Below are 21855 nucleotides of genomic sequence, written 5' to 3' on the forward strand. Positions count from 1 at the left end.
CAGGGGCGGTCCAGCGCCCGCCGCCAGTATCCTGAGCCGCGTGCCCCCGAGTTTGCATTCCCGAGTCGTTGATGACCTCGGCCGATTGATTGTCTCGGGCGACGCTGCCCCGGGCTCCGTGATGCTCGCTGATGAGCTGGAGCGACGGTTGGGGGTCAGCCGCTCGGTCATTCGCGAGGCGGTGCGCGTGCTCGAGTCGATGGGCCTCGTGGAGGCCGTGAAACGTGTCGGCATCCGGGTGCTGCCGATTTCGCGTCGGAACGCCTTCGATCCGCAGCTGATCCAATGGCGGTTGGGCGGGGACGGGCTGGGCGCGCAACTGCGCTCGCTCACCGAACTGCGGTCGGCGGTCGAACCCACCGCGGCAGAACTGGCCGCTCAGCACAGCCCGCCGGAACTCTCCGCCGAGCTCATGACGATCGCCGCGCAGATGCGCTCCGCCGGGCGGGCGGGCGACTTGGACCGGTTCCTCGAACTCGACATCCACTTCCACCGTCTGGTGCTGCACGGCTCGGGCAACGAGATGTTCGCGGCCCTGGACGATTCGATCGCGGCCGTCCTCACCGGACGCACCTCGCTCGGCCTGATGCCGACGCACCCGCATGAGGAAGCGATGCAGTGGCACGTCGACGTGGCCGACGCGATCCAGGGCGGACACCCGGACCGGGCACGGACCTCGATGGAGCAGATAATGCGACGCACGGTCTCCGAGGTGCAGTCGGTGTGGGCCGCCGAGCCCCGAGCGCTGGTGTGAAAAAGCGGCCGCAAGCCCACACGGGTGGACCTGCGGCCGCTCAGCTCAGAAGCTCAGAAGCTCAGCAGCACCTTGCCGGACACGGACGAGTCACGGGCCACTTCGAACGCCTGCAGCGCCTCGGATGCCGGAAACTCATGCGTAACGATCGGGTCGACGTACAGCGATCCATCCGCGAGTGCGGCGATGACCTCGTCGATCTCGTCGTTGAAGCGGAACGAGCCGACCAGTTCCAGCTCGCGAGAGATCGCCAGCGCGATGAGCGCGGGCTGCTCCCCCGACGGCAGCAGGCCGACCATGACGACTCGACCGCCACGCGCCGCACCCTGGAACGCCGAGGCCAGTCCGAAGCGGTTTCCGGATGATTCGAAGACCACGTCGGCCGCGACGGAGGCGATGGCCTCGGCATCCGTGGCCTGGATGGTCCGGGCGGCACCGAGCTTGACCGCGTTCTCAAGCGGCGCATCATGCACGTCGGTTGAGATGATCTCGGCGGCGCCGGCGCGCTTGGCGACGGCGGTGATGAGCAGGCCGATCGGCCCGGAGCCGGTCACGAGCACCCGCTTGCCCGTCAGGTCGCCGGCGCGCGAGACGGCGTGCCAGGCGACCGCAGCGGGCTCGACGATCGCGGCATCCCGCAGCGAGAGCGATTCGGGAAGGGTGCGCAGCATGCGTGCGGGAAGCGCGACGTGGCGGGCGAACGCGCCCTCGGTGTGCGGGTGGTGCGCGGCGCTGCCCAGGTAGGTGCCGCGGGTCGCGAGGTTCGCGCGCCCCTCCGGCCAGGTGCCGTTGGCAGTGGCCGGGTGCACAGCGACCCGCGTGCCGGCAACCGGTCCGGTTCCGTCCGCCGCCTGCTGCAGCACGGTCCCGACGACTTCGTGGCCGAGGATCATCGGCTCCTTCAGGATGGACTCACCCGCGGCGCCCTCCAGCCAGTAATGCAGGTCGGAGCCGCAGATGCCGCCATAGGCGATCTCGACGATGGCTTCGGATCCTTCCGGCGATGGCACCGCGATGGTCTCGACACGCAGGTCGCCCTTGCCGTGGGCGACGACGGCGAGGGTTTCGGTGGGGATCGTGGTCATGGTTACTCCTTGTTCCTGGTTCACGGTGCGTAGTTCACGGCGGGACGGATCGGTCAGACGACGACCGTCATCCCTCCGTCGATGAACACCACCTGGCCGTTGACGAAGTTCGAGGCGTCGCTCGCGAGCCACAGCGCCGGTCCGACGATGTCGGTGGTCGTGCCCCAGCGGTTCGCCGGCGTGCGGCCGAGGATCCAGGAGTTGAACTGCTCGTCGTCGACGAGGTTCTGAGTCATCTCGGTGTGGATGTAGCCGGGGGCGATGGCGTTGATCTGCAGGCCGTCCTTCGCCCATTCGGCGGTCATCGCTCGTGTGAGGTTGCGGATGCCCCCCTTGGATGCGGTGTACGGCGCGATGGTGGGACGGGCGAGGTCAGTCTGCACCGAGGCGATGTTGATGATCTTGCCCTTGCCCCGCGGGATCATGTGGCGGGCGGCCTCGCGACCGATCAGGAAGGCGCTGGTGAGGTTGGTGGTGAGCACTCGCTCCCAGTCGGCGACATCAAGGTCGAGCATCGGTACGCGATGCTGCACCCCGGCGTTGTTGACGAGGATGCTGAGCGGCCCGACCTCGGACTCGATCCAGGCGATGCCCTCGGCGGCCGCCTCGGCATCCGTCACATCGAATGCGCGCGCGAAGATGCGGTCCTCACCGAACTGCGCCGCGAACTCAGCGCGGGTGGCCTCCAAACGCTCGGCGTTCATCCCGTTGAGGACGACGATCGCTCCGGCCTGGGCGAGCCCTTCCGCGATCGCCTTGCCGATGCCACGGCTGGATCCGGTCACGAAGGCCACGCGACCGGTGATGTCGAAGAGTGGTGATGCCATGGGCATACGTCCTTTCGTTCAAGTGCAGGACGGGGGCCACGATCGCAATCGTGAGCCCCCGCCCTTCTCAGAGTGTGTAGTTCTAGAACATCCCGGCGATGAGGAAGAACGCCAGTGCCATCACGAAGCCGATGACTGCGATGAGCGCCTGCCCGACGGTCCAGGTCTTCAGGGTGGTCTTGGTGTCCATCTCGAAGAACTTGCTGACCAGCCAGAAGCCAGAGTCGTTCACGTGACCCGCGAACACCGAACCGGCAGCGACCGCGAGCACGATGGCGGCGAGTTCGAATGCGTTGAAGTCCGGGTTGCCCATGACCAGCGGCTGGATGAGTGCGGCCGCCGTGGTGAGCGCGACGGTCGCCGAACCCTGGGCGATACGCAGCGCGGCTGCAATGACGAAGCCGGCGACGATGACCGGCATGCCCATGGAATCGAGCGAGCCGGCGAGGGCATCGCCGATACCGGTCTGGCGCAGCACGTAGCCGTACATGCCACCGGCACCGGTGATCAGGATCACCGAGGACACCGGGCCGAGGGCACTGTCGATGACGGTCTCAACCAGGCTGCCGGGCTTGCGCTTGGACCAGCCGAGCAGCCACATGCCGAGCACCACGGTGATGAGCAGCGCAACCGGGGTCTCGCCGAGCGTGCGGAGCACCTGCACCCAGGTGTCCTCGAGCGAGACGACACCCGCCGTGGCGAGCATGTTGAGGCCGGTGTTCATAAAGATGAGCACGAGCGGCAGCAGCAGGAGCAGCAGGATGGTGCCGAGCGACGGCGTGGACTGGAAGGTCTTGTACCGCTGGTCTTCGCCGCTCAGGATCGAGGGCACCGGGATCTGGAAGCGGCGTCCAACCCAGCCGCCGAACCACTGACCGACAATCACCCAGGTGGGGATGGCGATCACGAGACCGAGTAGCAGCACCAGTCCGACGTCAGCGCCGAGCAGGCCGGTCGCAGCCACCGGGCCGGGGTGCGGCGGCACGAAGATGTGCATGACCGAGAACGCCACGGCAGCCGGGAAGGCATAGCCGAGGAAGGACCCGCCGAGGCGGCGCGCCACCGAGAAGATGATCGGCAGCATGACGACCAGGCCCGCATCGAAGAAGATCGGGAAGCCGAACAGCAGCGACGCGACGCCGAGCGCGAGCGGAGCCCGCTTCTCTCCGAACTTGCGGATGAGCGCGTCGGTGAGCACCTGGGCGCCACCGCTCAGTTCAAGCATCCGGCCGAGCATCGCGCCGAGACCCACCAGGAGCGCGACGCTGCCCAGGGTGTTGCCGAAGCCGGTGGTCGCCGTGCTCACGATTGAGCTCGCCGGCATGCCCGCCGCGACCGCGGTGAGCAAGCTGACGATGATCAACGCCAGGAAGGCGTGGATCTTGAACTTCATGATCATCACGAGCAGCAGCGCGATGCCTGCTGCCGCGATCCCCAGCAGAGCCGGTGCACTGAGCACCCAGTTCAGCTCCAATTCGGTCATCGTTGTCCTGTTTCTTTCTTGATGCGCCCGACGATCTCGTCGGGGGTTCGGGAAAGGTCGACGACGGCTCCCGCCTCGTCGGCCTCGAGCGGCTCGAGCGTCGCGAACTGCGAGTCGAGCAGGGTTTGGGGCATGTACTCGTGATTCCGCTGGGACAGGCGCTCAGCGATGAGCTCCTGGCTGCCACTGAGGTGAACGAACAGCAGACTGGGCACGATCTGGCGCATCAGGTCGCGGTACTGCCGCTTCAGTGCCGAGCAGGCCACGATGATGGAGTCGCCGGTCACGAGGGCGTCGGCGATGGTCTGCGCGATGCGCGTCAGCCACGGGCGACGGTCATCATCCGTCAGCGGATGTCCGGACGCCATCTTCGCTTTGGCTTCCGGCGTGTGAAGGTCGTCCCCGTCGATGAACCGACGGTCGAGAGATGCCGCGAGGTCCCGTCCGATGGTGGATTTTCCAGAGCCCTGGACGCCCATCACGATGATGGGGCGTGGGGAGTTCACATCGGTCATTGACGCTCCGGTACTGCTTAGCCAGACGGTTCACATCTGATAACTCAACAGGGGGCCGTCAATAAATCAGATTACATAGAAAACTGTAACAGTTGATTTCGGCTCGAAGGACAGCGCGCGTTCAGGAGCGTGCGTGAGCGGGGACAGCGTCCCGGACCGGGTTGGGTCACTCGCGGCGCACGATGAACGCGCGGGCGCACGGAAGATGCAGCGCCCGTGCGTCAATCGGGCGCCTCGACCGATCGGTCGAGCGGGAGAGGTTTGCTAGCGGACGGTGCTGCCCGCTGCCTGATCCAGCAGCGGCAGTTCGGCGCGGGTCGGCAGGCTCTCCCAGTCACCTGCGGCGGTGACCGCGAAGGCTCCGAGAGTCGTGCCGCGCTCGAGTCGGCCGGCGACATCCTCACCGTCCAGCAGCGCAGACAGGTAGCCGGCGGTGAAGGCGTCACCGGCTCCGATGGTGTCGACGACCGGCACGCGGCGCGCGGGAACTGACAGCGTCCCGCCCGCGTGGTACACCCCTGCGCCGTCGCCGCCGCGCTTCACGACGACCTCGCTGACGCCGGCGCGCAGCAGTTCGGCGGCCGCATCCGCCTCGGCGCCCTCGGCGACCAGGCCGAGTTCGTCGTCGGAGGCGAACACGATGGACGCCGTGCGTGCGATCGGGGCGAGGACCGCGGATGCCGCTTCCCGCGTCCAGAGCTTGCGGCGGTAGTTCACATCGAACGAGATCGTCACGCCGAGTCCTGCGGCACGGCGGGCCAGTGCGGTGATCGCTTCGGCGGCGGACGCCGACAGCGCGGCAGTGATGCCGGTGATGTGCAGCACGCGAGTGCCTGACCGCAACAGGTTCTCAACGTCGGCCACCTCGAGCGCCGAGGCGGCCGAGCCTGCCCGGTAGTAGGCGACGCGGGAGATGTCGGCGATCCGGGTCTCGACCAGCAGCAGGCCGGTCGGCCTGGTGGCATCGATCATCACCGCAGTGTCGACGCCCTCGGCACGCAGGGTGCGGGTGACCAGTGCGCCGACCTCGTCGTCGCCGAGCCGTCCGGCCCAGCGCACGCGGTGTCCGAGTCGGGACAGGCCGATGGCGACGTTGGACTCTGCCCCGGCGATGGTGATGTTCGCGCCGCCGCCGAGCCGCAGCATCCCGCTCGCCCGGACCGATCCCATCGATTCGCCGATGGTCAACACCTCGGCGTCAGCGCTCATCTCAGCCATGGGGCAACGGTATCCCGGAAGCGTGCGGCCCGATCGCGCAACGCGTCGAGGCTGCCGCCCTCCCCCGCGTCGCCGACGAGCGGGCCACCCAGCCCGAGCGCCACGGCGCCTGCGGCGAGATAGTCGGCCGCCTGGTCGAGACCGACGCCGCCGACTGCAAGCAGCGGCACCGTGGGCAGCGGATCGCGCAGCGCCTTGAGGTAGCTCGGTCCGCCGACCGACGCCGGGAACAGCTTCACCGCGGTGGCGCCCTGCTCCATGGCGGTGATCACCTCGGTCGGCGTCATCGCCCCAGCGAGCACCGGGAGTCCGATCCTGGCGCACTCGGCGATGCTGCCGACGACAGCGGGGGTGACCGCGAAGGTCGCCCCGGCGTCGCGAACCCGGTGCACGTCGTCGGCAGTCAGCACCGTTCCGGCGCCGATCCGGGCATCGGCCGGCGCCTCACGCGCGACGGTCTCGATCACCGCCAACGCGTCGGTGGTCGTGAGCGCCACCTCGACGTGGCGGACGCCCGCGTCGATCAGGGTGAGCGCCGCCCGCACAGAGGCGTCACGGTCGGTGCCTCGGATGATCGCGAGCAGCCGGTCTTGCCGCAGGCTGTCGAGCAGATCCACGTTCGTCACGCCGGTCACCACTCCGCCAACGATCCGTCCGAGTGCCGCCAGAGCGGGGTACGCCAGGCGTTGCCAACGGCGTCCGCGGCGCGAACCGCCTCCTCGTCGATCTCGATGCCGAGCCCGGGTGCGGTGAGCAGCTCGAAGTGGCCGTCGACGAATTTCAACGGTTCGGTGTCGGCGACGTAGTCGAGTACTTCGGCACCCTGGTTGTAGTGGATGCCGATGCTCTGCTCCTGGATCAGGTAGTTCGGCGTTGCGAACCCCACCTGCAGGCAGGCGGCCAGCGCGAGCGGGCCAAGCGGGCAGTGCGGCGCCAGCTGCACGTCGTAGACCTCGGCGAGTGCAGCGATCCTGCGCACCTCCGAGATGCCGCCGGCGTGTGCGAGGTCGGGCTGCGCGACGGCGATGCCTGCCTGCAGCACCGGGAGGAACTCCTGCCGGGAATACAGCCGTTCGCCGGTGGCGACCGGGATGGTCGTCGACCGGGTGAACTCGCCGATGGCGTGCGAGTTCTCGGGCACGAGCGGTTCTTCGATGAAGAACGGGTGCAACGGCTCTAGCAGCGGCGCGAGTCGGCGTGCCGTGGCCAGCGTGAACCTACCGTGGAAGTCGACCGCGACATCCCGCTCCGGCCCGAGCACCTCGCGGGCGGCGGCCACCCGCTGCACGACGGCGTCGAGTTCCGCGCTGGATCCCATCTTGCCCATGCGCCCGCTGGCGTTCATCTTGACCGCGGTGAGGCCGACCTCGATCTGAGCCTGAATGTGGTCGCGCACCTCACTGGGGTCGTCGCCGCCGACCCAGCCATAGGCCCGGATCCGGTCGCGCACGGCGCCGCCGAGCAGCTGGTGCACCGGAACGCCGAGGCGTTTGCCGGCGATGTCCCAGAGCGCGTGGTCGATCCCGGACACCGCCGAGGCGAGCACGGCTCCGCCGCGGTAGAAGCCACCCTTGGTGAGCACCTGCCAGTGGTCCTCGATCCGGCTGGCGTCCCGGCCGACGAGGTACTCGGCGAACTGGTCGATCGCGGTGCGGACGATGCCGGAGTTGCCCTCGAGCGACCCCTCCCCCCAGCCGACGATGCCGGACTGGGTTTCGATCCGCACGAACAGCCAGCGTGGGGCGACCAGGAAGGTCTCGATCCGGCTGATCAGGTCGGGTTGGTCCCGTGCGGCCGACGGGTCGTCGGCCGTGAGGTGGAGCGTCACGGGGTTATCCCTTCGTTGCGCCGGCGGTGAGGCCGGAGACGATGTATTTCTGGGTGAACAGTGCGATCACCATGATCGGGATGGTGATGATCACGGCGGCGGCCATCAATCCACCCCAGTCGATCGACGCGTAGGCGACGAAGTCGAAGATCGCGACCGGGAGCGTCTTCGTGCGCGCCCCGGACAGCACCAAGGCGAACATGAAGTTGTTCCACGAGAAGATGAAGGACAGGATGCCCGCGGTGGCGATTCCCGGCACCGACAGCGGCAGGCTGATCCTGAGGAACGCCCCGATCGGGGTGAGCCCATCCACCTGCGCCTGCTCCTCGAGCTCGAGCGGGAGCGAGTCGAAGAACGACATCATGATGTAGACGATCAGCGGCAGCGCGACGAACATGTGCGACAGGATCAGCACCTCGTAGCTGCCCACCAGGCGCAGGTTCGAGAAGATCAGGTACCAGGGCACCAGGAGGCTGACGCCGGGGATGATGCGGGCCAGCAGCACCAGCGCCGCCGACTTCTTCATCACGAACCGGCTCATCGAGTACGCCGCCGGCACACCCAGGATCAGCGACAGGGCCGTGGATGCGAGGCCGATCCAGAAGCTGTTGAAGATGTACTGCAGGTAGTTGGCCTGCCCGAACACCGTCTCGTAGTTCTGCATCGTCGGCGAGAACACGAACGCCGATTCCGGGTTGTAGATGTCGACGTTGGTCTTGAATGATGCGAGTACCATCCACGCCAGCGGGGCGACGAAGGTCAGCACGATGACCGCGAGCATGATCACCCGGAAGGCGGGGTAGGCGGCTGACTTGCGCTTGCGGGGCTGCCGTGTCCGCGGTGCGGTTGCCGGTGTCTCCCGAACAAGGGTCGAGGTCATGAGTTGCTCCTCTTCTTACGGATGGTGAGCAGCCAGATGCAGCCGATGATCATCAGGAAGAAGATGATCAGGACCGTCGACGAGACGCCGTAGTCGTTGTAGTCGAAGCTGAGGCCATAGGCGTAGACATTGAGCGTCTCGACCTCATGGAATGAGCCGCCGCCCTTGCCCTTGGTTGCGTACAGGATGTCGAAGGTCTTCAGCGCGTCGATGCCGCGCAGCAGGATCGCCGTGATGAAGGTCGGCATGATCAGCGGGAAGGTGACGTACCAGAACCGCTGCCAGGCGGTGGCGCCGTCGACGCGCGCCGCCTCATCGGGCTCGTCGGACAGCGAGGTCAGGCCGGCGAGCAGGATCAGCACGACCATCGGCGTCCACTGCCAGATGTCGATGAAGATCAGGGTGGGCAGCGCCGTGGTCTGCCCCGACAGCCAGGGCTGGGCGGGGATGCCGAACCAGGAGAGCATCTGGTTCGCGAAGCCGATGTTGGGCTCGAAGATCAGTCGCCACATCATGCCGACCGCGACCGGCGTTGCCACCAGCGGCAGCAGGATCGCGACGCGCACCCACTTCTCGCCGCGGAACGGGCGCCAGAGCAGCAGTGCGATGCACATGCCGAGGCCCATCTCGAACAGCAGCGCACCGCCGGTGAAGGCTGCGGTGCGCAGCACAGCCGGCCAGAACCGTTCGGTGTCGGTAAGAACGTCGAAGTAGTTCTCGAGGCCGATGAATTCGGACTCCGCCCTGACCGAGCCGGAGGCGTCGGTGAGGCTGAGGTAGAGGGTCCAGCCGACCGGGAAGATGATCAGCAAGGCCACGAAGACCATGGCGGGGGCCGCGAGGACCCACTTGCGGTTGTGATTGGCCCAGCGTGAGAACGCGTCGAAGGGGCCGCGGGGGCGGGCGAGTACGCTCACCGGTCACCTCTCTTGAATCGTGGACGCGGATGTGCGCCACGACGTCGTGGTTGGGGCGGGTGTGGCGGACCTGCCTGATGAGCAGGCCCGCCACATCCGTGTGTTACTCGTTCTCTTCGTCCAGGAATTCCTGGAACTTCGCCTGGGCGGCGGCGATTGCCGCATCGAGGTCACCACCGGTGATGGAGGTCACGATCGGCGCGCCCACGATCTCGCGGGCCTCGGCAACCGAGATCACGAGCGGGCGGTCGTAGCCGACACCGGTCTCGGCGCTGGCGAGGATCGCCTCGGCGAGGTCGGCCGGGTAGGTCTCGACGCCGGCCGGGTCCTCCCAGACCGAGGTGCGCGGACCGGGAACGCCGGCCTGCTGGATCTCGAGGGTCTTCTCCTTGCTGGTCGCCCATTCGATGAACTTCCACGCGTTGTCGTAGTTGCTTGACGCGGCGTTGATGCCGAGCGCCCACGACGGCACGTTGTAGGCGCGCGAGCCCTCGTCACCGGCGGGGAACTGGGCGAAGCCGACCGTCTCGGAGACGGTCGAGTTGGCCGGGTCGGCGGCGTTCTTGTAAAGGCTGTCGGCCTCGGTGTAGAACGCTGCGTTGCCCTGCGTGAAGATTGCCATGGCTTCCGGCCAGCTCATGTCGGTGCTGACGTTCTCCGGCCCGTGTTCACGGATCAGGCGCCCGTACAGCTCGTACGCCTTGCGGGCTTCCTTGGTGTCGAGGGTGGCGTTGCCGTCCTCGTCGAAGAAGTCGCCGCCGCTGGAGTGCAGGAAGCTGGAGAACTGGGTCACCGCAGCCGAGACACCGGTGCGGGCGACGAATCCGGCGATGCCGGGGTTCGCCGCTGCGATGGTTTCGGCCGCTTCCTCGAGCTCCTCGAGCGTGGTCGGAACCTCGAGTCCGGCTGCTTCAAGCAGGTCCTTGCGGTAGTAGAGCACCTCACGCTCGGTGATGATCGGCACGCCGACGACCTCACCCTCGAAGGTAGTCGCCCCGACCGGACCGGCCTGGAAGTCGTCCCAGTCCCATTCGGCGTTCTCGCCGACCGAGTCGGAGATCTCGGCGAGGTAGCCGTTCTGCGCGAACAGCTTGCCCTCCTGGAGCGGGCGGTACATCATCACGTCGATCTCATCGGTTCCGGCGTTGAGCTTGACGTTGTACTGGTCGGACAGCTGGTCCTCGCCGAGCTGGGTGAGGGTGACCTTGATGCCGGTCTCTTCCTCGAACTCCGGCAGAGCCTCCTTGACGATGTCCGTCCAGACGTGGTTCGCCAGAGTGACGTTGAGGACGTCCGAGCCCTCGTCACCACTGGTCGAACTGCACGAAACCAGAGTTGCTGCCGCGAGCGCTGCCGCGGTGACAACACCGGCGACGCGAATGCTGCTGTGCTTCTTCACATTGCCTCCATTCCGGGTGCCAGCGTCATCGCCAGGCACCAGGGCAGTCGCATCCTTACGTCTGCCTCAATGAGGGAGAATAGCCTTAATGATCTGATTTATTCAACCGGATGTGGCTTTGGGTATGATTTGCCAATGGATGCGCCTGCAAAACCGAGCCCGGACGCCGCAGTGGCGGCCGCCCAGCCCGTGACCGACCTGTCGGCGCTGCACAATCGGGTGCTCGATGCCCTCGGTCAGGCCATCTGCGAAGGCCGGCTCGCCGCCGACAGCACCATCACCACCGAGGAACTCGAACGGCACTACGGTGTGTCCCGGTCGGTCATCCGCGAGTCGCTGCGGGCGCTCGAGGCTATGGGCATGGTCACGTCGAAGCGGCGCGTCGGCAACCGCATCCTGCCGAGCGACGAGTGGAACGTGTACGACCGCAACGTCATCCGCTGGCGACTCGCGGGCCGCGACCGGCTCTCCCAGCTGAAGTCCCTGATCGAGCTGCGCACCGCGATCGAGCCGGCTGCCGCCGGTCTCGCCGCCAGCCGGGCGAGCCTCACCCAGGCCAGTGACCTGGTCGGGCTGGCCGGCAGGCTCTGGGCGGCCGGACGCGGCGGCGACAGCGAACTGTTCCTGGAGCTCGACGTCCAGTTCCACGCGCTGGTGCTGGACATGAGCGGCAACCAGATGTTCGCACGGCTGAATGACCTGGTTTCAGAGGTGCTGATCGGCCGTACCCATTACGGCCTGATCCCCCAGTTTCCGAACCATGAGGCGCTGCAATTGCACGTCGACGTCGCGGGCGGCATCCAGAGCGGCAACGCCGAAGCGGCCAGTCGGGCGATGATCCAGATCATGGAGCGCTCGATGGCCGAGACATCCGAATTATGGGAGCGGAACGCCCCGGTCGAGGCCTCGCCCTGACCGGCATCCGCGCCACCAGAAAGCCGCTCGCCGCACCCGATATGACGGGTGCGGCGAGCGGGTTTTCTGGTGCGGTGACTGGCAGCTAGTCGCGGCTGCGGACGCCCGCGACCGCCTGGTCGAGGATCTCGCGCACCGTGCCGGCAACATCAACGACGAAGCCCGGCTCGTCGGAGGCCAGTTCTTCGAGGGAGGCGAACTGGGAGTCCAGGAGGCTCGGCGGCATGAAGTGGTCGCTGCGTCCCTCGGTGCGGGCTCCGAGAACCTCGCGCGAGCCGTGCAGGTGCACGAACAGCGTGCCGGGCGCCTGCTGCCGGATCGCATCCCGGTAACGACGCTTGAGCGCCGAGCAGGCCATCACGAGTCCCGTGCCGGATCCGCGACCTGCAGCGAGCGCGTCACCGACCTTGGCCAGCCACGGCCAGCGATCGTCGTCGTCGAGCGGCTGGCCGGAGGCCATCTTCTCGATGTTCTCCATCGGGTGCAGGTCGTCGGCGTCGGCGAACGGGACGCCGAGGTCGCGGGCCAGCAGGGCACCGATGGTGGATTTACCCGACCCCGAAACGCCCATCACCACGATGATGGGCGCCTCGGTGTCGGTCGATTCGTTCGTCACCAGTCGTGCACCGTGCCGTCGGCGAGACGGTTGTACGGCAGGTAGGCGGTCTCGTACGGGTACTTGCCGGCCTCATCGACGTCCATGGTGACGCCGAGACCGGGCTTGTCGCCCGGGTGCAGGTAGCCGTCGATGAAGGTCATCGACTGGTCGAACACGGCGTTCGTCTTGTCGCCGTGCTGCATGTACTCCTGGATGCCGTAGTTGTGGATGGCGAGGCCCACGTGCAGCTGCGCGGCGAAGCCGACCGGCGAGATGTCGGTCGGTCCATGGAAGCCGGATTTGATCTGGTACTGGGCGGCGTAGTCCATGACCTTCTTCAGTGGGCTGATTCCACCGAAGTGCGTCGATGCTGCGCGCACGTAGTCGATCAGCTGTTCCTTGATGAGGTTCTGGAAGTCCCAGACGGTGTTGAAGATCTCACCGATGGCCAGCGGGGTGGTGGTGTGCTGGCGAACCAGACGCAGCGCCTCCTGGTTCTCGGCCGGGGTGCAGTCCTCGAGCCAGAACAGGTCGTAGGGCTCGAGCGACTTGCCGAGCTTCGCGGCCTGCAGCGGCGTCATCCGGTGGTGGCCATCGTGCAGCAGCGGGAGTTCGGGGCCGAACTCGTTGCGAACCGCCTCGAACACGGTCGGCAGGTGGCGCAGGTACGAACGGGTGTCCCAGTCCTCCACTGAGGGCAGTGCACCGCGCTGCGCGGGCTCGTGGTCGTAGCGCACGCCCTCGTTGCCGGGCAGGCCCTTGTTCGAGGCGATGCCGTAGATCGACTCGAGGCCGGGAACGCCGGTCTGCACGCGGATCGAGCGGTAGCCGAGCTCCTGGTGCTCGCGGATGCTGTCGAACAGCTCGGGCAGTTCCTTGCCGGATGCGTGGCCGTACGCCATCATTCCGTTGCGCGAGGCGCCACCGAGCAGCTGGTAGACCGGCATCCCGGCCGCCTTGCCCTTGATGTCCCAGAGGGCCATGTCGACGGCGGCGATGGACGCCATGGTCACCGGTCCGCGACGCCAGTAGGAGCTGCGGTAGAGGAACTGCCAGGTGTCCTCGATGCGGTGCGCGTCGACGCCGATGAGCAGCGGCACAACGTGCTCCTTGAGATACGAAACCACGGCGAGCTCACGCCCGTTCAGGGTTGCGTCTCCGAGGCCGACGAGTCCGTCATCCGTCGTCAGCCGAAGCGTGACGAAGTTGCGGTCCGGGCTGGTGACGATGACCTCGGCTTTTTCGATGATCACAGTTGTTTTCTTCCTCTTCTGGATGGTGGATCGGGGCTTTAGGGGCGGGCGTCCGAGCGCGGCACCTTGAATGCGGCGGTCGACAGCGCGGGATTGATTGCCGGTCCAGTCTGTCCGGCGGCGCGGCGCTCGGCGATCTCGGCGACGATCTCTGCGTGCCGCCTGTCAGTGAGCGGGTAGATCAGCATGATCAGGATAGCGAGCAGCGCGAACACCGCCGGAATTCCGCCGGTGGCGGCCCGGATGCCCCATTCAGCTGACACGGTCTGCTGGTCGGCACCCGCCTGGTAGCCGCCGAACGCAATCGCGTACGCGGCAAGCGCACCGCCGACGGCCTGGCCGGTCTTGCGGGTGAACGAGAACAGCGCGTAGGTGATGCCCTCGGTGCGCACCCCGGTCGTCCACTCGCCGTATTCGACGGTGTCAGCTTCGAGCGCCCAGACCAGCATGTTGACCAGCATGATGCCGAGCAACGCCAGGACCATGCCACCGAACGCCAGCGGAATGTTCTGCGCCGGGGTGAACAGCACGATCAGGCCGCCCACCATCATCAGCGCAGCCGCGGCGATGTACGAGCGCTTCTTGCCGAACCGGCGTACCAGGGTCGGCACGATGGCAGCGAGTGCGAAGGTGCCCACCAGCTGAACGATGGCGTAGACCCGGTACAGGCCGATGTCCCCGAGCACGTCGCGGAAATAGTACAGCTGCACGGTCTGCATCGCCATCATGCCGGTGAGGAACAGTACCGAGCTGAGGCAGAGCAGCAGCAGCGGCTTGTTGTGCCTGAGCGTCTCGAAGCTCTGCTTCATCGTGACGTTGTTCACGTCACGCTTGACTCGCTCCTTGGCGGTGAACACCGTGAAGAAGTAGAAGATGGTGCCGACGACCACGAAGCTCAGCGTGACGGTGGTGAACATGGTCTGCAGGTCGGCATCGGGTACCAGCAGCGGTGCAATGAAGATCCCCAGGAACGCCCCAACCACCGCGGCACCGATGGTGCGAGCGGCTGCGAGCTTGGACCGCTCCCCCGCGTCCTGGGTCATCGCCCCGGCCAGTGAGCCGTAGGGAATGTTCACCAGGCTGTACGCGAGGCCGAGCGCCGCGTAGGTCAGGTAGGCGTAGATCAGCATCCCGGTCTCGCCGATCTGCGGCACCGAGAAGGTCGCAACACTCAGCAGCAACAGCGGGATCGAGCCGAACATGATGAACGGCCGGAACTTGCCGAAGCGCTTGCTGTACGAGCGGTCGACCATGCGCCCGGCGAATACGTCGGCGAACGCGTCGAACACGCGGACGACGAGCAGCAGGGTTCCTGCAGCCGCGGCGGAGATGCCGGCGACATCGGTGTAATAGACGAGCAGGAACATCGTCGCCGTGGTGAAGGCCAGGTTGTTCGCCGCATCGCCGGCGCCGTAACCAACGATCGAGATCTTGGGAAGTTTGCCCAGGGTCTCAGGCTGATTCTTCATTGAATTCATTGCTTGGTACTTACTTTCTTTGTGCCGCGGGCGGGTCTACTGGCCGAAGTTGGTCCAGCGCTTCCGCAGCGCGTGCGCGGCGGCCTTGGGGCGGCGATCGCGGGTGAAGACACCCTTTTTATTGCCGTCGACGCGGAAGACCCCGTTCGACGTTTGGAAATCCGCGAAGTTCCAGACCTGCTCGCCGACGAAGGCGTCGATGCGGTCGAACACGCGGTGGTTCATCTCGAGGTAGGCGACCTGGTACTCCTCGGACCAGGGCGAATCGAAGATGGAGTGCACGCCGGGCATGGTGTCGGCACCGTACTCGGTCATGATGATCGGCTTGCCGAACTTGTCGGCCCAGCCGCGCAGTTCCGCCTCGAGGTGCTTCTCGGCGGCGACCAGGTCTCCGGTGTCGACGTACCAGCCCCAGTAACGGTTGAGGCACATGACGTCGAACAGGTCGGCGATCAGGTCGTTCTCGAAGGTGGCGAACATGACGTTCACGAAGGTCACCGGGCGGGTCGGGTCAAGCTCACGCGTGAGCGTCGCGAGCGGTTCGAAGTACTCGCGGGCGCCCTTCTCGCTCGACGAGGGCTCGTTCGCGATCGACCACATCACCACGCTGGGGTGGTTCTTGTCACGGGCGATGAGCTCGCGGATCGCCTGGGCGTGGGCAGCCTGGGTGGCGTCGTTGATGGTCTCGGGCGAGAAGGTGTCCTGCTTGATGCCGCCGAAGATGCCGCCGCCCATGGCGAGGTTCAGGCCGACTGCGGCGGTCTCGTCGATGACGACGATGCCGTGCCGGTCGGCGAACTCCATGACCTCTTCGGCGTACGGGTAATGCGAGGTGCGGAACGAGTTCGCGCCGATCCACTCCATCAGCTGGAAGTCGTGCACCAGGTAGGCGTTGTCGTGGCCCTTGCCGCGCACCGGCGAGTCCTCGTGCTTGCCGAATCCGGTGAAGTAGAACGGCGTGCCGTTGATCAGGAACTCGGTGCCGCGCACCTCGACCGTGCGCACGCCGATCGGCAGGGTGTAGCTGTCAACCGGGGTGCCGTCGCTCAGCGTCTCGACCGTGAGGTCGTACAGGTAACCGGCGCCGGGCTGCCAGAGCGTGACATCCGAAATGCGAACCGAACCGCTGGTGCCGGATGCCTCGCCGACCAGTCGTCCCGCGGCGTCGCGTACGCTGACCCGCACCTCGGCGGGAGCGGTGGTGACCGCCTCATAGTTCACGATGCCGGTGCTGCCCTCGACATCCGTGGTCACGGTGATGTCGTCGAGGCGCACCTCGGGGACGCTGTACAGCCACACCGACCGGGCGAGGCCGGCGTAGTTGTAGAAGTCGTGCAGGTACTTCTGGGTGCGGCGACCGTCTTCGTCGACCGTGATCGTGCCAGGGGGGATGGTCTCATTGGTGAGTTCGTTGTTCACCGCGATGGTCAGCAGGAACTCCTCGCCGGCGCCGACCAGATCGGTCACATCGGCTTCGAACGGGGTGTAGCCGCCGACGTGCTCGGCAACCAGCAGGTCGTTCACGTAGACCTGGCCCTGGTGGGTGGCTGCGTCCAGGCGCACGAATATGCGCTGGCCGGCCCAGCCGCGGGGCACGCGCACGCGGCGCTGGTACCAGACCCAGCCGACGTGGTCGCGGATCGAGGAGTCGGCGAAGAGGTCGTTGTAGCTTGCGGGAACCGGCGCCTCGAGGCGGGTGTCGAGCGGGTCGGTCCACCACTGGTCGACGTGACCGGTGCGTTCTGCATCGACCTTGAACTTCCACAACCCGTCGAGGTTGCTGAGTTCACGCGTGCCGGTGGACTGGGGCTTCAACATTGATCGCCTTTCTCCGCGTCAGATTGCGACTGCAGGAGCCTGTCTTCAATCGAAGGGCTCGGGGTGGGAATGATCAATGGAAACACAGCAGGAAAATTTTGGCAAACGGTTGCCAATACTTTCAGGCCGTACCCAGAAAGTGGGGCAAATGGCGCGTTACGCGCGCTCGACCAGCTCGAGCGTCACCCCGTTCGGGTCGAGGATCTCCGCCATCCGGCCGGGCCCGGACTGCAACGGCCGCGGTGTGCCGGCTTCCGGGTTCACGCCGATCGTGGCCAGGGCGGCGTCGAGGTTTCCCACCCGCAGGGCGATGTGCGGGAAGCGTTCCAGACCGGCCGGTGCGCCGAAGGAGTGCAGTTCGAGCACGTGGCCGTCCAGCCCGACGTAGCCGAGCGCGAAGTCCGAATCTGGAATGTTGATCGTCCGCAGGTGCTGCAACCCCAGCCCGTCCCGGTAGAACCGGAATGCGCCGTCCAGATCGCGTGCGTGCACGGCGATGTGGTCGATCGCGAGGACGGTGTCCGAGACGATCGACGGATCAGGGACCGGGGTGTCACGCTGCAGCAGCTCGACCCGCGCCCCGTTCGGGTCGCTCAGAAACGCCGTCCGCCCGTTGCCGCTGCCGGCCGTCTGCGGCTGCTGCTGCGCCTCGAAGCCCGCATCCATCAGTGCAGCGAAGTCAGCATCCACATCATCGGTGATGAATCCGATGTGGTCGACGCCCAGCGGCCGATCGGCAGCGACCTGGGGCATGTGCAGCAGCTCGATGAATCCACCGCCGAGCTGGACGTAGACGAATCGCAGGCCGATGGCCGGGACCTCTCCCGTCCAGGCGACGGTGCCACCGAGTCGGCCCTCGTAGAAGTCCACGGACTCCGTCAGGTCGCGGGTCAGGATCGCGATGTGGTTCAGCTCGGTGATCACGCGTGTACGCCTCTCAGGTGAATTCGCTGGTCGGGCTTGCCGAGACCGGTCTCGGCAAGCCCGACCAGCGGGGTTGGGTCAGGCGAAATCGGCGAGCCGCGCCTCGACCGCACTGACGACCTCGGGGTCGGCAGCGAGGTTCGGGTCGACCACGGCCAGCAGCGGCGCGATTCCGGATTCGGATGCCGCAGCCTTGACCTTCTCCTCGGCGCGGTCGGCGGGCACGTTGCCCGCTCGCACGGCCCGCACCCAGGCGGCGAGGGCTCGGGCGGAGCCGTCTCCGTCGCGACCGGCAGCCCGCTCGGCGAGCAGGATCGGCGCGATGCGCACCCGTAGCTTGGTGACCCCGTCCATGCCGATCTGGGCGAGCCGGTGCTGGATCCGGCCATTGTCGAAGCGGTCGAGCAGCGCGGACCGGTAACTGTCGAGGTCGAGACCCTCGGGCAGGTGAGCGGATGCCTCGGTCCAGAATTGCTCAACCCATTCGCGTGCGATCGGGTCGCCGATCGCGTCGGCGACGCTGTCGTGCCCGCGTGCGGTGCCGGCGTAGGCCAGCAGGCTGTGCGCGCCGTTCAGCAGCCACAGCTTGCGGCGCTCGAACGGTTCGATGTCGTCGACGAATCGGGCGCCGGAGGTCTCCCAGGCGGGTCGTCCGGCCGGGAAGTCTCCGCTCAGCACCCAGTCGCGGAACGGCTCGGTGACCACCGGGGCGGCGTCGGTGAATCCGCTGAGCGCGGCGACCGCGTCAATGTCCTCCTGGGTGGTCTTCGGGGTGATCCGGTCGACCGAGGTGGAGACGAAGCTGACCCGCTGATCGACGTACTCACGCAAGTCATCCGAGACACGCTCGGCGAGCGCGAGCAGTCCGCTGCGCACAAGCGGGCCGTTGTCCGGCATGTTGTCGCAGGGCACGATCGCGATCGGTTCACCGCCGGCCCGCCGGCGTGCCTCGAGGCCGGCGAGAACGCGGGCGAGGGTCGAGCCGGGTGCATTGCTGAGGTCGACGGTCGCGGCGGTCAGGTTGGTGCTGAGCCACTCGATGTCGCGGGCGACCTGCTCGTCCGAGGCATCCGGCTGCCCATCGGCGGTCAGTCGGTAGCCGGCCTCGGTGATGGTCAGCGTGACGAGGGCGGTCTCAGTGGCGGCGAGCCGGCCGACGAGGTCGTCGACGCGGGCCCCGTCGACGGCGCGGGAGATGCTCCCGACGACGCTGACCCGGTCGCCATCGACGGCGCGCTCGAGCACGCTGTAGAGGCCGTCCTGGGCGGCGAGTTCTTCGGCGGCCTTCGGACTGCGGCCGGTGTACGCGGTGATGCCCCAGTCGGCGGCGTCAGTCGCGGTATCCGTGTACCAGGCTTGGTGGGCGCGGTGGAAGGCACCGAGCCCGATGTGCACGATTCGCTCGGGCGCCGCGTCGGCGCTGCGGCCGGCCTGCTCGGCGAAGGTGGAACGGTTGAGCGGGGTGGTCACAGCTTGAAGACCTTTCGGGGTTGCGAGTCGGTGAGGTCGACGATGATCCGGTCGGCCATCGACTGCGAGACCCGGCCCTCGCGCACCAGGCGGGCGAGGAAGGCGGAGTCGAGCCGGCGGGCCATGTCGTGGCGGGCGGGAATGGACAGGAACGCGCGGGTGTCGTCGATGAATCCCGAGCTGCGGTAGAAACCGGCGGTCTCGGTGACCGCGGCGCGGAAGCGCAGCACCGCATCCGGGGCGTCGATGAACCACCACGGCGCGCCGATGTAGAGGCTCGGGTAGAAGCCGGCGAGCGGCGCGATCTCACGCGAGAAACCGGTCTCGTCGATGGTGAACAGCACCACGTGCAGGTTCTTCTCGAGGCCGTACTTCTCAAGCAGCGGCCGCAGGTTCTCGGTGTAGCTGGTCTGGAATGGGATGTCGTGCCCGGTGTCCGGGCCGAATCGGTTGAACGTCTCGGTGCTGTGGTTGCGGTACACGCCGGGGTGGATCGTCATCACGAGTCCGTCGGCGACGCTCATCCGGGCCATCTGCAGCAGCATGTGGCCCCGGAAGGTGCGTGCCTCCTCGGTCGACAGTTCGCCGCGCACCGCGCGCTTGTACAACGCTGCGGCGTCGGTCTCATCCAGGTCGACCGTGAGCGGTTCGTCCACGCCGTGGTCGGCGGAGACGGCCCCGTGCTCGATGAAGTAGGCGCGGCGCCCCTCCAGGGCGCGCAGGTAGCCGGTGAAGTCGTCGACCGGCGTGCCGCTCCACTCGGTGAGTGCGGCGACCTTCTGGGCGAACAGCGGCGAGGCCGGGTCGAGGTATGCGTCGGGCCGGAACGTCGGTAGCACCCGCCCACGGAAGCTCGAGTCCGCGGCGAGCGCCGCGTGCATGGCGAGGTCGTCCATCGGGTCATCGGTGGTGGCGAGCACCTCGATGCCGAACCGTTCGAACAGTGCGCGCGGCCGGTATGCCGGGGTTTCCAGCTGGCGGGCGATGGTGTCGAAGATGGCGTCGGATGTCTGGGCGCTCGGTTCCACGTCGATTCCGAACAGGGTGACCAGCTCGTGCGTCAGCCAGTAGCCCGAGGCGGTGCCGGCGAACAGGTGCCAGTGCTCGCAGAAGATCCGCCAGGCGGCGCGCGGGTCGACCGGGGCACTCGTGCCAACCCCGAGGTTCACCAGGTCGACTCCGGCGGCATGCAGTAGCCGGAACACATAGTGGTCGTAAGTGAGGAACAGGTTCGCGGCATCAGGGAACGGTTCGTCATCGAGCAGCAGGCTGGGCGCTACGTGCCCGTGCGGCGAGATGATCGGCAGCTCGGCCACGCGTTCATAGAGTCCGCGCGCGACATCCCGGGTGGCGGGGTCGGTGGGGAACAGGCGATCGGGGTCAAGCTGCAACGTCATTGGCACTCCTTCAGTGAAACGCGGGGCAATCCATATGTCAACCGGTTGCCAAGTTTATTCGTCCGGGCTGGGTCAGTCCTCGTAGCGAAGCACGACGCCGAGGTACTCATCGAGGTCGCGTTCGATCCCGTCGTACAGGCGCGGAGCGTCGGTGAACGGCAGCACATGGGTTCGGATGCTGTCCAGGCCTAGCGGGCCCCCGCAGAGAGCGAACAGGTAAGGCACGTCCTTCGCCCGGGTGGCGGCATCGACCGACATGGTGTGCGCGCCGATGACCGTCAATCCCTTCAAATGGATGTCGGTGTACGGGTCGATCTCCATCGGCCGCCGCGGGCTTCCCAGCAGGACGACGCGGCCACCGTTCTTGGTGGCCTTCAGGCACGCATCGATGTTGGCTTCGACACCGGCTGCCTCGATGCTGACGTCGGGGCGCTGGTCCGGCCGCGATTCGTACCAGTCCACCAGCGATGTTTCCGAGAGGTTGACGACCGAACTCGCGCCCATCCGCTCCGCCCGTTCCAACCGTCCCGTGGAGAGGTCGGCGACCGCGAGGTCGGCTCCGGCGATCTGGTAGAGGCGTGAGCACAGCACTCCCACCAGCCCCAGGCCGCTGACCAGCACCGACTCGCCGAGCACGATCGGTGCCCGGCGAACCGCGGTCATCGCGATCTGCACCAGGCCGAAGAACACCGCATCCTCGGGGGCAATCCCTTCGGGCACCAGCTCGCAGACATCCGCTCGAATCGTGCCGGAGGTCGCGTGCTGGCCGGAGTGCCAGACGACATCCCCGACGCTGAGCCCTGTCACGCCGCTGCCCACCTCGGTGACCCGGCCGACTGCCGCGTAGCCCGGGTAGAACGGGTACTGGATCCACTTCTCCATGAACCCGCCCGTCGTGTAGGCGCGGTGGGTCTTGCGGAGTACGGCAAGCTCCGTGCCCGCGCTCATCAGCGACACGATGTTCTTGACCCGGACCTCCCCTTCAGCCGGGGCTACCGGCACGAATTCCTCGATCTGGCAGTCATCCTTGCCTGCGAAGACGATCCGGTAATCAGTGTTATTCACAACTTCTCCAGTGGTCAATTTCGGGTGCACA

The 21855-nt window shown here is 66.9% G+C and carries 20 protein-coding genes; 2 read left to right on the forward strand and 18 right to left on the reverse strand.

From position 1 onward, the window contains the following. The first annotated feature begins 40 nt into the window (after nucleotides 1-40). Nucleotides 41-754: a FadR/GntR family transcriptional regulator gene (locus GO591_RS10985; RefSeq protein ID WP_157156860.1), complete on the forward strand. Its 714-nt coding sequence runs from the start codon at nucleotides 41-43 to the stop codon at nucleotides 752-754. Between the two features lie 53 nt (nucleotides 755-807). On the opposite strand, the gene GO591_RS10990 is transcribed toward GO591_RS10985, so the two are convergent. From GO591_RS10990 to GO591_RS11035, 10 genes are all read right to left on the reverse strand, one after another. Then, nucleotides 808-1839, reverse strand: a complete 1032-nt coding sequence (locus GO591_RS10990; protein ID WP_157156861.1) for an L-idonate 5-dehydrogenase — start codon at nucleotides 1837-1839, stop codon at nucleotides 808-810. Nucleotides 1840-1892: 53 nt separating this feature from the next. Then, the gene (locus GO591_RS10995; RefSeq protein ID WP_157156862.1) at nucleotides 1893-2666 is read right to left on the reverse strand and encodes an SDR family oxidoreductase; all 774 of its coding nucleotides are present in this window, start codon (nucleotides 2664-2666) and stop codon (nucleotides 1893-1895) included. A gap of 82 nt (nucleotides 2667-2748) precedes the next feature. Next, the gene (locus tag GO591_RS11000) at nucleotides 2749-4149 is read right to left on the reverse strand and encodes a GntP family permease (RefSeq protein ID WP_157156863.1); all 1401 of its coding nucleotides are present in this window, start codon (nucleotides 4147-4149) and stop codon (nucleotides 2749-2751) included. Then, nucleotides 4146-4664 (reverse strand): gluconokinase, encoded by a 519-nt coding sequence (locus GO591_RS11005; RefSeq protein ID WP_198295460.1) that lies wholly within the window; start codon nucleotides 4662-4664, stop codon nucleotides 4146-4148. Before GO591_RS11005 ends, GO591_RS11000 begins: the two co-directional genes overlap by 4 nt. Before the next feature lie 264 nt (nucleotides 4665-4928). Continuing rightward, complete coding sequence (locus GO591_RS11010) at nucleotides 4929-5882, reverse strand: sugar kinase (protein ID WP_232466148.1); 954 nt, start codon at nucleotides 5880-5882, stop codon at nucleotides 4929-4931. Next, a complete protein-coding gene (locus tag GO591_RS11015; RefSeq protein WP_232466149.1) occupies nucleotides 5870-6508 on the reverse strand; it encodes a bifunctional 4-hydroxy-2-oxoglutarate aldolase/2-dehydro-3-deoxy-phosphogluconate aldolase in 639 nt (212 codons plus the stop codon). The genes GO591_RS11010 and GO591_RS11015 overlap by 13 nt, the downstream gene beginning before the upstream one ends. A gap of 5 nt (nucleotides 6509-6513) precedes the next feature. Further along, nucleotides 6514-7710 (reverse strand): galactonate dehydratase, encoded by a 1197-nt coding sequence (dgoD, locus tag GO591_RS11020; protein WP_232466150.1) that lies wholly within the window; start codon nucleotides 7708-7710, stop codon nucleotides 6514-6516. A 4-nt stretch (nucleotides 7711-7714) separates the two neighbouring features. Then, on the reverse strand, nucleotides 7715-8590 hold the full coding sequence (locus tag GO591_RS11025; RefSeq protein ID WP_157156864.1) for a carbohydrate ABC transporter permease: 876 nt from the start codon (nucleotides 8588-8590) through the stop codon (nucleotides 7715-7717). Continuing rightward, nucleotides 8587-9507, reverse strand: coding sequence for a carbohydrate ABC transporter permease (locus GO591_RS11030; protein ID WP_232466151.1), 921 nt, complete (start codon nucleotides 9505-9507; stop codon nucleotides 8587-8589). Before GO591_RS11030 ends, GO591_RS11025 begins: the two co-directional genes overlap by 4 nt. A gap of 103 nt (nucleotides 9508-9610) precedes the next feature. Beyond that, nucleotides 9611-10906 carry an ABC transporter substrate-binding protein gene (locus GO591_RS11035; protein ID WP_232466152.1) on the reverse strand — a complete coding sequence of 432 codons (1296 nt, stop codon included), beginning with the start codon at nucleotides 10904-10906 and terminating at the stop codon, nucleotides 9611-9613. Between the two features lie 135 nt (nucleotides 10907-11041). Here GO591_RS11035 and GO591_RS11040 point away from each other — a divergent pair, with 135 nt between their 5' ends. After that, nucleotides 11042-11821, forward strand: coding sequence for a FadR/GntR family transcriptional regulator (locus GO591_RS11040; RefSeq protein WP_157156865.1), 780 nt, complete (start codon nucleotides 11042-11044; stop codon nucleotides 11819-11821). Nucleotides 11822-11906: 85 nt separating this feature from the next. Here GO591_RS11040 and GO591_RS11045 read toward each other — a convergent pair whose 3' ends face one another. The 8 genes from GO591_RS11045 to GO591_RS11080 all read right to left on the reverse strand — a co-directional run bounded on the left by GO591_RS11045 (nucleotide 11907) and on the right by GO591_RS11080 (nucleotide 21824). Continuing rightward, a complete protein-coding gene (locus tag GO591_RS11045; RefSeq protein WP_232466153.1) occupies nucleotides 11907-12437 on the reverse strand; it encodes a gluconokinase in 531 nt (176 codons plus the stop codon). Then, the gene (gene manD, locus GO591_RS11050; protein WP_157156866.1) at nucleotides 12434-13672 is read right to left on the reverse strand and encodes a D-mannonate dehydratase ManD; all 1239 of its coding nucleotides are present in this window, start codon (nucleotides 13670-13672) and stop codon (nucleotides 12434-12436) included. The genes GO591_RS11045 and manD overlap by 4 nt, the downstream gene beginning before the upstream one ends. 38 nt (nucleotides 13673-13710) lie before the next feature. Continuing rightward, complete coding sequence (gene uidB / locus GO591_RS11055; protein ID WP_232466154.1) at nucleotides 13711-15141, reverse strand: glucuronide transporter; 1431 nt, start codon at nucleotides 15139-15141, stop codon at nucleotides 13711-13713. A gap of 45 nt (nucleotides 15142-15186) precedes the next feature. Further along, nucleotides 15187-16968 (reverse strand): beta-glucuronidase, encoded by a 1782-nt coding sequence (gene uidA / locus GO591_RS11060; protein ID WP_157156867.1) that lies wholly within the window; start codon nucleotides 16966-16968, stop codon nucleotides 15187-15189. Between the two features lie 156 nt (nucleotides 16969-17124). After that, nucleotides 17125-17892: a VOC family protein gene (locus GO591_RS11065; protein ID WP_157156868.1), complete on the reverse strand. Its 768-nt coding sequence runs from the start codon at nucleotides 17890-17892 to the stop codon at nucleotides 17125-17127. Nucleotides 17893-17970: 78 nt separating this feature from the next. After that, nucleotides 17971-19362: a mannitol dehydrogenase family protein gene (locus GO591_RS11070; RefSeq protein ID WP_157156869.1), complete on the reverse strand. Its 1392-nt coding sequence runs from the start codon at nucleotides 19360-19362 to the stop codon at nucleotides 17971-17973. Further along, nucleotides 19359-20759, reverse strand: a complete 1401-nt coding sequence (gene uxaC, locus GO591_RS11075) for a glucuronate isomerase (RefSeq protein WP_157156870.1) — start codon at nucleotides 20757-20759, stop codon at nucleotides 19359-19361. The genes GO591_RS11070 and uxaC overlap by 4 nt, the downstream gene beginning before the upstream one ends. Nucleotides 20760-20831: 72 nt before the next feature. Continuing rightward, nucleotides 20832-21824 carry a zinc-dependent alcohol dehydrogenase gene (locus GO591_RS11080; protein WP_157156871.1) on the reverse strand — a complete coding sequence of 331 codons (993 nt, stop codon included), beginning with the start codon at nucleotides 21822-21824 and terminating at the stop codon, nucleotides 20832-20834. Nucleotides 21825-21855: the final 31 nt, after the last annotated feature.

The sequence above is a fragment of the Diaminobutyricimonas sp. LJ205 genome (genome assembly GCF_009755725.1).
In the GTDB taxonomy this organism is placed as follows: Bacteria; Actinomycetota; Actinomycetes; order Actinomycetales; family Microbacteriaceae; genus Ruicaihuangia.

Excerpts from the sequence above, each read along its gene's own strand:
- uxaC (WP_157156870.1), bottom strand. The coding sequence starts at position 20,759 with ATGACGTTGCAGCTTGACCCCGATCGCCTGTTCCCCACCGACCCCGCC.
- GO591_RS11005 (WP_198295460.1), bottom strand. The coding sequence starts at position 4,664 with ATGACCGATGTGAACTCCCCACGCCCCATCATCGTGATGGGCGTCCAG.
- GO591_RS11010 (WP_232466148.1), bottom strand. The coding sequence starts at position 5,882 with ATGGCTGAGATGAGCGCTGACGCCGAGGTGTTGACCATCGGCGAATCG.
- GO591_RS11000 (WP_157156863.1), bottom strand. The coding sequence starts at position 4,149 with ATGACCGAATTGGAGCTGAACTGGGTGCTCAGTGCACCGGCTCTGCTG.
- GO591_RS10995 (WP_157156862.1), bottom strand. The coding sequence starts at position 2,666 with ATGGCATCACCACTCTTCGACATCACCGGTCGCGTGGCCTTCGTGACC.
- GO591_RS11025 (WP_157156864.1), bottom strand. The coding sequence starts at position 8,590 with ATGACCTCGACCCTTGTTCGGGAGACACCGGCAACCGCACCGCGGACA.
- uidB (WP_232466154.1), bottom strand. The coding sequence starts at position 15,141 with ATGAAGAATCAGCCTGAGACCCTGGGCAAACTTCCCAAGATCTCGATC.
- uidA (WP_157156867.1), bottom strand. The coding sequence starts at position 16,968 with ATGTTGAAGCCCCAGTCCACCGGCACGCGTGAACTCAGCAACCTCGAC.
- GO591_RS11040 (WP_157156865.1), top strand. The coding sequence starts at position 11,042 with ATGGATGCGCCTGCAAAACCGAGCCCGGACGCCGCAGTGGCGGCCGCC.
- GO591_RS10990 (WP_157156861.1), bottom strand. The coding sequence starts at position 1,839 with ATGACCACGATCCCCACCGAAACCCTCGCCGTCGTCGCCCACGGCAAG.